Source organism: Klebsiella sp. K5-45, assembly GCF_030128605.1.
Classification (GTDB): domain Bacteria; phylum Pseudomonadota; class Gammaproteobacteria; order Enterobacterales; family Enterobacteriaceae; genus Klebsiella; species Klebsiella quasipneumoniae.
Genome location: NZ_JAKUZW010000004.1, coordinates 431,158 through 442,651, shown reverse-complemented (window position 1 = coordinate 442,651; position 11,494 = coordinate 431,158). Strand labels below are relative to the sequence as shown.

The following is an 11,494-nucleotide window of genomic DNA, read 5'->3' as shown; positions in this document are numbered from 1 at the left end:
AGCGCTGAACGAAAAAGGAAAGAGGGGGCATCGCCCCCTCTTTTATTATGCTTCACGCTTGTTGCGCTTTACTGTTTCGGCTCGGCGACCACGCTGCTTCCCACGCCGCGGTTGTTATATTCCCACATGCGGTTGAAGCTGTTGTCGTTGAGGTTGCGCTGCAGATTGCCTTTGTCATCCGCGCTGCCGGTGTTGCCGCTGAACGGACGGCCGGAGCCTACCGCTGCCGCCCACGGCTGGGCGATGTTAAAGCCTTCATTGATGGCGCTGTCGCGGATCACGACCTGACCGTTGCTGTTGCCGTCAACATCCAGCGCGCGGCCGAGCTGCGCGACGTTATCCCCGGAGGCGGTGAAGCGGCTGTTAGTCGCCAGGAAGCCGTAGGTCACGCTCTTCAGGGTGGCCGGCGCGAAGACATAGGCTTCTTTCTGAGTACGGGAGTTCACCACGCGGAAGTCGGTGTTATCAAACACCACGGCGCCACGGCCAGAAACGATATCCACGTCGCCTTCAATATAGCTGTTGGTTACCAGGGTGCGAGTCTGGCGGTTGTCCTGCAGACGGTTCTGCACACCGCTGTTGGTCACGAAGAAGGTGTTCTGGCGGCCAAGAATGTTCACCTTATCGATCTGCACCTGGTCGCCATCGCTGCGCAGGGCAACGGCCTGGTGGGTACCGGCATCGACGCTGTCGCCAAGGTTGTTGGCGATGGTCAGGTTCTGCAGCTGCAGGCCGTTATTCTGCGACCAGAAGACCGCGGAGCACATCACGCCGACGGTGGCGGTGGATTTGCTCTGACAGCTGTCGAACATATACCACGCCGGTTTGCCCGGCATGTATTTGCCACCCGGATTGACCAGACGACGCCAGGTGTTGCGATCCATCTCAGAATCAATGGCTTCGCTGATTTTTACGTCAATCGGTTTATCGCCGGTACCATACAGAGTCAGGGCGCCCGGCGCCGCCGGAACGTAGACGGTGCCCGGGTATTCGCCCGGCATGATGGCGATAAACAGGCGACGGTTAGAGTGGCGGGCAATTGCCGCATCCACCGCTGCCTGGACGGTAGTATGGGTCACGCCCTGGGTTCCCGCCGGGCCGACGATAAAGTCAGGCTGCGCCGGCAGGCTGATGGCGGACGGCGTCCAGGCCGCGGCATTGGGGTTCAGCGACTGGAAATAGGCCGCCGGGGTAAAGTTTTTCGCTTCATCGGCGTTCAGAATGGGACGCGCGGTGGTGCCCGGTGCAGTCTGCGTTGAGGGCTGTTGATCGGCAGGCGTCGAGCTACAGGCGGACAGCGTCACGCCGAAGGCCAGCGCCAGCGCCAGACGGGAAACGGAATATGTGTTCATGTTGCTCCGGGCAAAATTAAGCGTAGTGAAATACCCCGGCTGAGACGCCAGGGTATAAGTCCTTTAAAACCTGCTGTTTTATACTAACTTGAACGAAACGGGAAGATGCGGGCTGAAAAACTTACCTTCTTTACGCAATGAACGCTTTTCCGGGACGGTCCCTAGTCACAAATAAATAACATTTAGTCGCGCTTTTGTTGACATTCCCGGCGTTATGAAAATAAATGTCTATACAACCCATGACAAGTTAAGCGCTATGACTGAAGCCACTTCCGAACTCGTTATCTGGCGAAACGCCCGTCTCGCCACCTTGAACCCCGACCACGCTCAACCGTACGGTCTGCTGGAGCGCCACGCGCTGCTGGTCCGCGACGGTCGCATTGCGGCGATCGTCGCCGAAGATGACCTTCCCAGCGGGCGCAGGATCGATCTCGAAGGCCGGCTGGTCACGCCGGGATTAATCGACTGCCACACCCATCTCGTCTTCGGCGGCAGCCGGGCCCAGGAGTGGGAGCAGCGTCTGAACGGCGTCTCCTATCAGACCATCAGCGCCAGCGGCGGGGGGATTAATGCCACCGTGCGCGCCACCCGCGACAGCAGCGAAGCCGAGCTGCTGGCGCTGGCCCAGCCGCGTCTGGCCCGCCTGCTGCGTGAAGGGGTGACCACTCTGGAGATCAAATCCGGCTACGGTCTCGATCTGCAAAACGAGCGCAAAATGCTGCGGGTCGCCCGCCAGCTGGCCGACGACAATGGCGTCGAGCTTTCGGCGACGCTGCTCTCTGCCCACGCCACGCCGCCGGAATATCAAGGCGACGCCGACGGCTATATTACGCTGGTCTGCGAGACGATCCTGCCGACGCTGTGGCGGGAGGGGCTGTTTGAAAGCGTCGACGTCTTCTGCGAAAACGTCGGTTTCAGCCCGCAGCAAACCGAGCGGGTGTTTCAGGCGGCGCAGGCGCTAGGCATTCCGGTTAAAGGTCACGTTGAGCAGCTCTCCTCGCTGGGCGGCGCGCAGCTGGTGAGCCGTTATCACGGACTGTCCGCCGACCATATCGAATATCTGACGGAAGAGGGGGTGGCGGCGATGCGCGAGAGCGGCACCGTGGCGGCCCTGCTGCCCGGCGCGTTCTACTTCCTCAATGAAACCCGCAAACCGCCGGTGGAACTGTTGCGCAAGTACCAGGTGCCGATGGCGGTGGCGACGGATTTCAACCCCGGCACCAGCCCCTTCGCCAGCCTGCATCTGGCGATGAACATGGCCTGCGTCAAATTTGGCCTGACGCCGGAAGAGGCGTGGGCCGGCGTGACGCGCCATGCCGCGCGGGCGCTGGGGCGGCAGAACAGCCACGGCCAGCTGGCGGCGGGCTTTGTGGCGAACTTTGCCATCTGGGATGCTGAGCATCCGGTCGAGATGGTGTATGAGCCGGGGCGCAGTCCGCTCTGGCAGCGTGTGGTACGAGGAGAACTACAATGATGTTGTGGCAAGCTACCCCCGCTAACCTTTGGCAAGGTCGCGACGACAGCGCGGAAGCGCCGAATGCGCTGCGTCTGTTCCAGACCATTCCCCGCGCCGAACGCTTCGCGCCGCAGGAGATGCCCGGCGATATCGCGCTGCTCGGCTTCGCCTGTGACGAAGGCGTCCGGCGCAACAAAGGGCGTACCGGAGCGGCTGACGGCCCGGCGACCCTACGCCGGGCGCTGGCCAATATGGCCAGCCATCAGGGCCACGACCGCTGCGTGGATATGGGCACGATTAGCGTCGATGGCGACCAGCTGGAAGCTGCGCATCAGGCGCTGCGCGAGGCGGTGACCGCCTGCCAGCGCGCCGGCAAACGCACGCTGGTACTGGGCGGCGGCCACGAGACCGCCTTCGGTCACGGCGCCGGGATACTGGATGCCTTCCCCGGCGAAAAAGTGGGCATTATTAACCTCGATGCGCATCTGGATCTGCGCTTTGCCGAGTGCGCCAGCTACGGGACGCCGTTCCGCCAGCTGGCGCTGGAGTGTGACGCGCAGCAGCGCGGTTTTCACTATACCTGCATCGGGGTCAGTCGGGCGGCAAACACCCAGGCGCTCTGGGAGGAAGCGGCGCGGCGCGAGGTGGCTATTGTGGAGGATCTACAGGTATTAGAGGCCTTTGAAACCCGGGTGCTGGCGGAGCTTGAGCGCAATATCGCGCAATTCGACCGTCTGTATCTGACTATCGATCTCGACGTGCTGCCGGCGCGCGAAATGCCGGCGGTATCCGCGCCGGCGGCGCTGGGCGTGCCGCTGGCGACCCTGCTGCGCATCGTAGAGCCGTTGTGCCGCAGCGGTAAGCTGCAGGCGGTGGATCTGGTGGAGTTCAACCCGCAGTTTGACATTGACGGTCAGGGCGCCCGCGCGGCGGCCCGTCTGGCATGGCAAATCGCCCATTGGTGGCAGTAGCCATTCCGGTATATTCTGGGTGTTTCGCCGCCCATTTTGCAAAAGGAAAGCCAGGCTATGTTTTCACAGCAACCCCGTTCCGCGCCCGCGCCTTTTTATGAGAAGGTGAAGCAGGCTATCGGTGAAAAAATTCACAGCGGCGTCTGGCGACCGCATGACCGTATCCCTTCGGAAGCGGAGCTGGTGGCCCAGTTCGGCTTCAGCCGGATGACCATCAACCGCGCGCTGCGCGAGCTAACGGATGAAGGCCTGCTGGTCAGGTTGCAAGGGGTGGGGACCTTTGTCGCCGAGCCGAAAGGGCAGTCGGCGCTGTTTGAGGTGCGCAGCATTGCCGAAGAAATTCTTGCCCGTCACCATCAGCACCGCTGCGAGGTGCTGCTGCTGGAGGAGACCCGGGCGGATCATATTCAGGCGACGGCGCTCAGCGTAGCGGAAGGCACCCGCATCTTTCACTCGCTGATGGTGCATTACGAAAACGAGGTGCCGGTACAAATCGAAGATCGCTGCGTCAATGCCGCGGTGGTGCCGGACTATCTCCAGCAGGATTATACCGCCACCACGCCCCATGATTATCTGTCGCTGATCGCCCCGTTAACCGAAGGTGAACATATTGTTGAAGCGGTGCAGGCCACAGCGGAAGAGTGCGCGCTGCTGCATATTCACGCCCACGATCCCTGCCTGCTGATCCGTCGCCGCACTTGGTCGACAACCCATATCGTTTCCCACGCGCGCCTGCTGTTCCCCGGCAGCCGTTATCGTCTGCAGGGCCGCTTTGGCTCCTGATCCACTCTGGCGTCAGCAAAACGTGATTGCTGACGCAATATAACAAAATTGTATCATTTCTGTTAAATCCTGCCTTGCGCATGCTTGTATAGACAAGTATATGTATCTACGTAAACAACGTTCATTGTCAGGAGAAACCCCGATGTCGCAAAGCAAATATCGCCAGCTGGACGTCCGTGCGCCAAGAGGCACGACGCTGACCGCGAAGAGCTGGTTGACCGAAGCCCCGCTGCGTATGTTAATGAATAACCTCGATCCCGATGTCGCCGAAAACCCGCACGAGCTGGTGGTCTATGGCGGTATTGGTCGCGCAGCGCGCAACTGGGAATGCTATGACGCTATCGTGAAGGCGCTGAAGAACCTGGAAAGCGACGAAACCCTGCTGGTCCAGTCCGGCAAGCCGGTGGGCGTTTTCAAAACCCATGAAAACTCGCCGCGCGTGCTGATCGCTAACTCTAACCTGGTCCCGCACTGGGCGACCTGGGAACACTTCAACGAGCTGGATGCCAAAGGGCTGGCGATGTACGGCCAGATGACCGCTGGCAGCTGGATCTACATTGGCAGCCAGGGCATCGTGCAGGGCACCTACGAAACCTTCGTCGAAGCCGGTCGTCAGCACTATCAGGGCAGCCTGAAAGGCCGCTGGGTGCTAACCGCCGGGCTGGGCGGCATGGGCGGCGCGCAGCCGCTGGCCGCGACGCTGGCCGGGGCCTGCTCGCTGAACATTGAATGCCAGCAGAGCCGCATCGATTTCCGTCTGCGCACTCGCTATGTGGACGAACAAGCTACTTCTCTGGATGACGCCCTGGCGCGCATCAAGAAATACACTGCCGAAGGTCGCGCTATCTCCATCGCCCTGTGCGGCAACGCCGCGGAGATCGTGCCGGAGCTGGTGAAACGCGGCGTGCGCCCGGATATGGTCACCGACCAGACCAGCGCCCACGACCCGCTGCACGGCTATCTGCCGAAAGGCTGGAGCTGGGAAGAGTATCAGCAGAAAGCCGAATCCGATCCGCAGGGCACCATTCTGGCGGCGAAACGCTCGATGGCCGACCACGTGCAGGCGATGCTGGCCTTCCATGAGATGGGGGTCCCGACCTTTGACTACGGTAACAACATTCGCCAGATGGCTCAGGAAGTGGGCGTCAGCAACGCCTTTGATTTCCCGGGCTTCGTGCCGGCCTATATCCGCCCGCTGTTCTGTCGGGGTATCGGACCGTTCCGCTGGGTAGCGCTCTCCGGCGATCCGCAGGATATCTACAAAACCGACGCCAAAGTGAAAGAGATCATTAAGGATGATAAGCATCTGCACCACTGGCTGGATATGGCGCGCGAGCGCATCAGCTTCCAGGGGCTGCCGGCGCGTATCTGCTGGGTCGGTCTGGAATGGCGGCAGAAGCTGGGCCTGGCGTTTAACGAAATGGTGCGCAGCGGCGAAGTCTCCGCGCCGATCGTCATTGGCCGCGATCACCTTGACTCCGGCTCCGTCGCCAGCCCAAACCGCGAAACCGAAGCGATGCGCGACGGCTCTGACGCGGTCTCCGACTGGCCGCTGCTCAACGCCCTGCTCAACACCGCCAGCGGCGCGACCTGGGTGTCGCTGCACCACGGCGGCGGGGTAGGCATGGGCTTCTCGCAACACTCCGGGATGGTTATCGTCTGCGATGGTACCGATGAAGCGGCGGCGCGTATCGCCCGCGTCCTGCACAACGACCCGGCCACCGGTGTGATGCGTCATGCCGACGCGGGGTACGAGATTGCCATTGAATGCGCAGCAGAACAGGGTCTCAATCTTCCGATGGTCGCGGCAACGCAGGGGAACACGAAATGAAATCTTTAACTCTGATCCCGGGTCAACTCAGCCTGTCGCAGCTCCGCGACATCTACAGCCACCCGGTGAATATTACCCTCGACAGCGGCGCGTTTGCCGCCATTGACGAGAGCGTGGCCTGCGTCAACGCCATCCTTGCCGAAGGGCGGACCGCCTACGGCATCAACACTGGTTTTGGCCTGCTGGCGCAGACCCGGATCTCGACGGAAGATCTGGAGAACCTGCAGCGTTCGCTGGTGTTGTCCCATGCGGCGGGCGTTGGCGAGCCGCTGGACGATGATCTGGCGCGGCTGATTATGGTGCTGAAGATTAACAGCCTGTCCCGCGGTTTCTCCGGGATCCGCCTGAGCGTGATCCAGGCGCTGATTGGCCTGGTGAATGCCGGCGTGACGCCATGGATCCCGACGAAAGGTTCCGTCGGCGCCTCCGGCGACCTCGCGCCGCTGGCGCATATGTCGCTGACCCTGCTTGGCGAAGGCAAAGCGCGGGTACGCGGCGGCGAATGGCTTCCGGCCACCGAAGCGCTGCGTCAGGTTGGGCTGGAGCCGATTACCCTGGCGGCGAAAGAGGGGCTGGCGCTACTCAACGGCACCCAGGCCTCGACCGCTTTTGCCCTGCGCGGTTTGTTCGAAGCCGAAGATCTGTTCGCCTCCGCGGTCGTTTGCGGGGCGTTAACCACCGAAGCGGCGCTGGGTTCGCGTCGTCCGTTCGATGCGCGTATTCATGAGGTACGCGGCCAGCGCGGGCAGATTGATGCGGCGGCGCTGTATCGCCATCTGCTGACCGACGATAGCGCGATCTCGCAGTCGCACCATAACTGCAGCAAGGTGCAGGACCCGTACTCCCTGCGCTGTCAGCCGCAGGTGATGGGCGCCTGCCTGACCCAGATCCGCCAGGCGGCGGAAGTGCTGCTGGCCGAAGCCAACGCGGTCTCTGATAACCCGCTGGTCTTCGCCGCCGAAAATGACGTCATCTCCGGCGGCAACTTCCACGCCGAACCGGTGGCGATGGCCGCGGATAATATCGCGCTGGCGATCGCCGAAATCGGCTCGCTCTCCGAGCGCCGCATCGCGCTGATGATGGACAGCCATATGTCGCAGCTGCCGCCGTTCCTCGTGAAAAATGGCGGGGTGAACTCCGGGTTTATGATTGCCCAGGTCACGGCGGCGGCGCTGGCCAGTGAAAACAAAGCGCTGTCGCACCCGCACAGCGTCGACAGCTTGCCGACCTCCGCCAACCAGGAAGACCACGTCTCGATGGCGCCGGCGGCCGGTCGCCGCCTGTGGGCGATGGCCGAGAACACCCGCGGCGTATTGGCCGTTGAGTGGCTGGCGGCGGCGCAGGGGCTGGATATGCGCGAAGGGCTGACCACCAGCCCACTGCTGGAAGAAGCGCGTCATCTGCTGCGCGAACGTGTCCCTCATTATACGCAGGATCGCTACTTCGCCCCGGATATCGATAATGCCATTGCGCTTCTGGCGGCCCGTCATCTGACGCGTCTGCTGCCTGCCGTACTGCCAGGCCTGCACTAATCACCGTTGTTCTCTGTACCCGCGTCGGGGGAAGTCATTCCCCCGACCGCCCTACATCGCATATTTGTCGTCATATAAAAAAACCAGGACACCTGTATATGCAACAACAACACAAGCCACATCTGCTGCGCGGGCTCAATGCCCGACACATTCGATTTATTGCGCTCGGCTCCGCTATCGGCACCGGGCTGTTCTACGGCTCGGCCTCCGCCATCAAGGCGGCGGGCCCGGCGGTGCTGCTGGCCTATCTGATTGGCGGCGCGGCGGTGTTTATCGTCATGCGCGCGCTGGGCGAGATGGCGGTGCGCAACCCGGTTTCCGGCTCCTTCGGCAGCTATGCCCGCCAGTATCTCGGGCCGCTGGCCGGGTTTATTACCGGCTGGACCTATACTTTTGAAATGGTGATCGTCGCCCTGGCCGACGTCACCGCCTTCGGCATCTATATGGGATTGTGGTATCCCGATGTCCCGCGCTGGATCTGGATCCTCAGCATCATCTTCTTTATCGGCGCCATGAACCTGTGCAACGTGCGGGTGTTCGGCGAGATGGAGTTCTGGCTGTCGCTGGTGAAGGTGGTGGCGATTATCGCCATGATGCTGGCGGGCGCCGGGATCATCTTCTTTGGCTTCGGCCATAGCTTCCCGGCTACCGGGCTGGAAAATCTGTGGAGCCACGGCGGCTTTGCTCCTAACGGCTGGCAGGGCGTTATCGCTTCGCTTGGCATCGTGATGTTCGCTTTCGGCGGGGTGGAGATTATCGGCGTCACCGCCGCGGAAGCGAAAGATCCGAAAAAGGTCATCCCGCAGGCCATCAATACCATTCCGCTGCGTATTATCCTGTTCTACGTCTGCACCCTGGCGGTGCTGATGGCGATTTTCCCGTGGAACAGCTTTGGCGAGCAGGGGAGTCCGTTTGTGCTGATTTTCGACGGTCTGGGGATCCCGGCGGCGGCGACAATCCTTAACATCATCGTGATCAGCGCCAGCATTTCGGCAATTAACAGCGATATCTTCGGCGCCGGGCGCATGATGTACGGCATGTCGAAAGAGGGGCTGGCGCCGAAAAGCTTCCAGCGCATCGCCAGCAACGGCGTACCCTGGATGACGGTGGTGGTCATGGGCGGCGCGCTGCTGGCGGCGGTGGTGCTGAACTATCTGATCCCCGAGCAGGTCTTTGTGCTGATTGCTTCGCTGGCGGCATTCGCCACGGTGTGGGTGTGGTTGATGATTCTGCTGTCCCATTTCGCCATGCGCCGTAGTTTGTCTGCCGAAGAGCGCAGCCAGATTGCCTTCCCCGTCCCGTTCTGGCCAGTTGCGCCGCTGTTGACGCTGCTGTTTATGGGGCTGGTTATCGCGGTGCTGGGGATGTTTGCTGAGACGCGGATGGCGCTGATTGCCGGCCTGGTCTGGCTCGGGCTGCTGACGGTGGTGTGGTACGCGCGGGTGCGTAAAACGGCGCTGCAGGTAGCCACTGAACAGTAAGGCCAATTTCCCCGGTGGCGCTGCGCTTACCGGGGCTACAAATGGCACGGACCGTAGGCCGGGCAAGGCGTCAGCCGCCGCCCGGCATAAAAGCGGCTCCGTGCCCGCGGCAATCGCCCGGCGGCGCTGCGCTTGCGTGGGCCTGGGGGGATTGTAGGTCGGGTAAGCGCAGCGCCACCCGAAAAACAAATGGCGCCGCAAGTAGCCCGGATAAGGCGACAGCCGCTATCCGGGGGGAGATTAACTGAACAGGGCGGTGATGGAGGCGCTGGCGAGGGAATGGAAATGGACGTTAAAGCCGACCATTGCGCCGCTGGCCTCGGCATCCACTTCAATTTTTTCGACGTCCAGGGCGTGGACGGTAAAGATATAGCGGTGGGTTTCGCCCTTCGGCGGGGCTGCGCCGCCGTATCCCGCCTTGCCAAAATCGGTGCGGGTCTGAACGGCCTCTTCCGGCAGCTCCGCCTGACCGGAACCGGCCCCTTGCGGCAGGACGCGGGTATCCGCAGGCAGGTTAGCCACCACCCAGTGCCACCAGCCGGAGCCGGTCGGCGCATCCGGATCGTAGCAGGTCACCACAAAGCTTTTGGTTCCCGCGGGCACATCATCCCACATCAGATGCGGCGAAATATTGTCGCCATCGTAGCCCATGCCGTTGAAGACGTGACGATTAGGCAGCTTACCGCCGTCCTGGAGATCGTGACTGATCAGTTTCATGCTTCATCCTCATTGATAATGCGCTGATTAACCTGGAAGTGTAGCCTGCACCACGACGCAATTCCGCTATTTATTCGCTAAAAAATGTTTCGTCCTGCACCGCCAGGTTAACGGCGCGGGTCAGGCGGGACAGCTGGTCAGGCGCGATGATGTACGGCGGCATCAAATAGATCAGGCGGCCAAACGGGCGGATCCATACCCCCTGCTCGACGAAAAAGCGCTGCAGGGCAGCCATATTGACCGGGCGACGGGTTTCAACCACGCCAATAGCGCCCAGCACGCGGACATCGGCGACCAGGGCGGATCCCCGCGCCGGCGCCAGCTCGGCCAGCAGCTGGGCTTCAATCGCCGCCACTTGCCGCTGCCATTCGCCGCTCTCCAGCAGGCGCAGGCTTTCGCTGGCCACCGCGCAGGCCAGCGGGTTGCCCATAAATGTCGGGCCGTGCATAAAGCAGCCGGCTTCACCGTTGCTGATGGTTTCCGCCACCTCGCGGGTGGTCAGCGCGGCGGAGAGGGTCATGGTGCCGCCGGTCAACGCCTTGCCCAGACACAGTATGTCGGCGGTAATCCCGGCGTGTTCACAGGCGAACAGCTTGCCGGTGCGGCCAAAGCCGGTGGCAATCTCATCGGCGATCAGCAGTATCCCTTCCCGGTCGCACATTTTACGCACCCGCTTCAGCCACTCCGGATGGTACATCCGCATCCCGCCCGCGCCCTGTACGATCGGTTCGAGGATCACCGCGGCGATGTCGTGACGGTGCGCGGCCATCAGGCGGGCAAAGGGCACCATATCCATTTCATCCCACTCGCCGTCAAAGCGGCTCTGCGGCGCGGGGGCGAACAGGTTATCCGGCAGATAGCCCTGCCACAGGCTGTGCATCGAGTTCTGCGGATCGCAGACCGACATCGCGCCGAAGGTATCGCCGTGATAGCCATTGCGGAAGGTCAGGAAACGTCGACGCGGTTGGCCTTTCGCCTGCCAGTACTGCAGGGCCATTTTCATCGCCACCTCAACCGCCACCGAACCGGAATCAGCGAGGAAAACGCACTCCAGCGATTCCGGAGTCATTGCCACCAGCTGGCGGCACAGGGCCACCGCCGAGGGGTGAGTGATCCCGCCGAACATGACGTGCGACATCTGGTCGATTTGCGCTTTCATCGCCGCATTCAGGCGCGGGTGATTGTAGCCGTGGATTGCCGCCCACCAGGAGGACATACCGTCAACCAACTGTTCGCCGCCGGCGAGGGACAGCTCGCAACCGTGGGCGGAAACCACCGGGTAGACCGGCAGGGGGGAAGTCATAGAGGTGTAGGGGTGCCAGATGTGGCGCCGATCGAAGGCGAGATCGTCCAGGGTCATAAGTGACTTGT

General features: G+C 62.0%; 9 protein-coding genes. 6 read left to right on the top strand and 3 right to left on the bottom strand.

The genetic code is table 11. The annotated features are described in order from the left end of the window. Positions 1 to 68 precede the first annotated feature (68 nt). Positions 69 to 1,352: a putative acyl-CoA thioester hydrolase gene (locus MKS11_RS11275; protein ID WP_004886081.1), complete on the bottom strand. Its 1,284-nt coding sequence runs from the start codon at positions 1,350 to 1,352 to the stop codon at positions 69 to 71. 214 nt (positions 1,353 to 1,566) lie between these two features. Here MKS11_RS11275 and hutI point away from each other — a divergent pair, with 214 nt between their 5' ends. The 6 genes from hutI to MKS11_RS11245 all read left to right on the top strand — a co-directional run bounded on the left by hutI (position 1,567) and on the right by MKS11_RS11245 (position 9,406). Beyond that, positions 1,567 to 2,826, top strand: a complete 1,260-nt coding sequence (gene hutI, locus MKS11_RS11270) for an imidazolonepropionase (RefSeq protein WP_072500723.1) — start codon at positions 1,567 to 1,569, stop codon at positions 2,824 to 2,826. Beyond that, complete coding sequence (hutG, locus tag MKS11_RS11265) at positions 2,823 to 3,779, top strand: formimidoylglutamase (protein WP_284109535.1); 957 nt, start codon at positions 2,823 to 2,825, stop codon at positions 3,777 to 3,779. Before hutI ends, hutG begins: the two co-directional genes overlap by 4 nt. Before the next feature lie 57 nt (positions 3,780 to 3,836). Continuing rightward, the gene (locus tag MKS11_RS11260; protein WP_043521795.1) at positions 3,837 to 4,562 is read left to right on the top strand and encodes a histidine utilization repressor; all 726 of its coding nucleotides are present in this window, start codon (positions 3,837 to 3,839) and stop codon (positions 4,560 to 4,562) included. A gap of 142 nt (positions 4,563 to 4,704) precedes the next feature. Beyond that, positions 4,705 to 6,393, top strand: a complete 1,689-nt coding sequence (gene hutU / locus MKS11_RS11255; RefSeq protein ID WP_284109534.1) for a urocanate hydratase — start codon at positions 4,705 to 4,707, stop codon at positions 6,391 to 6,393. Further along, the gene (gene hutH / locus MKS11_RS11250) at positions 6,390 to 7,925 is read left to right on the top strand and encodes a histidine ammonia-lyase (RefSeq protein ID WP_087771582.1); all 1,536 of its coding nucleotides are present in this window, start codon (positions 6,390 to 6,392) and stop codon (positions 7,923 to 7,925) included. Before hutU ends, hutH begins: the two co-directional genes overlap by 4 nt. A gap of 98 nt (positions 7,926 to 8,023) precedes the next feature. Next, complete coding sequence (locus tag MKS11_RS11245) at positions 8,024 to 9,406, top strand: amino acid permease (RefSeq protein ID WP_004886104.1); 1,383 nt, start codon at positions 8,024 to 8,026, stop codon at positions 9,404 to 9,406. A gap of 240 nt (positions 9,407 to 9,646) precedes the next feature. Here the strand turns inward: MKS11_RS11245 and MKS11_RS11240 are convergent, their stop codons facing one another. Beyond that, positions 9,647 to 10,123 (bottom strand): kinase inhibitor, encoded by a 477-nt coding sequence (locus tag MKS11_RS11240; RefSeq protein ID WP_002895575.1) that lies wholly within the window; start codon positions 10,121 to 10,123, stop codon positions 9,647 to 9,649. A gap of 70 nt (positions 10,124 to 10,193) precedes the next feature. After that, the gene (gene bioA, locus MKS11_RS11235; protein ID WP_064178090.1) at positions 10,194 to 11,483 is read right to left on the bottom strand and encodes an adenosylmethionine--8-amino-7-oxononanoate transaminase; all 1,290 of its coding nucleotides are present in this window, start codon (positions 11,481 to 11,483) and stop codon (positions 10,194 to 10,196) included. Positions 11,484 to 11,494 lie beyond the last annotated feature (11 nt).

Excerpts from the sequence above, each read along its gene's own strand:
- MKS11_RS11275 (WP_004886081.1), bottom strand. The coding sequence starts at position 1,352 with ATGAACACATATTCCGTTTCCCGTCTGGCGCTGGCGCTGGCCTTCGGC.
- hutI (WP_072500723.1), top strand. The coding sequence starts at position 1,567 with ATGAAAATAAATGTCTATACAACCCATGACAAGTTAAGCGCTATGACT.
- hutG (WP_284109535.1), top strand. The coding sequence starts at position 2,823 with ATGATGTTGTGGCAAGCTACCCCCGCTAACCTTTGGCAAGGTCGCGAC.
- MKS11_RS11260 (WP_043521795.1), top strand. The coding sequence starts at position 3,837 with ATGTTTTCACAGCAACCCCGTTCCGCGCCCGCGCCTTTTTATGAGAAG.
- hutU (WP_284109534.1), top strand. The coding sequence starts at position 4,705 with ATGTCGCAAAGCAAATATCGCCAGCTGGACGTCCGTGCGCCAAGAGGC.
- hutH (WP_087771582.1), top strand. The coding sequence starts at position 6,390 with ATGAAATCTTTAACTCTGATCCCGGGTCAACTCAGCCTGTCGCAGCTC.
- MKS11_RS11245 (WP_004886104.1), top strand. The coding sequence starts at position 8,024 with ATGCAACAACAACACAAGCCACATCTGCTGCGCGGGCTCAATGCCCGA.
- MKS11_RS11240 (WP_002895575.1), bottom strand. The coding sequence starts at position 10,123 with ATGAAACTGATCAGTCACGATCTCCAGGACGGCGGTAAGCTGCCTAAT.
- bioA (WP_064178090.1), bottom strand. The coding sequence starts at position 11,483 with ATGACCCTGGACGATCTCGCCTTCGATCGGCGCCACATCTGGCACCCC.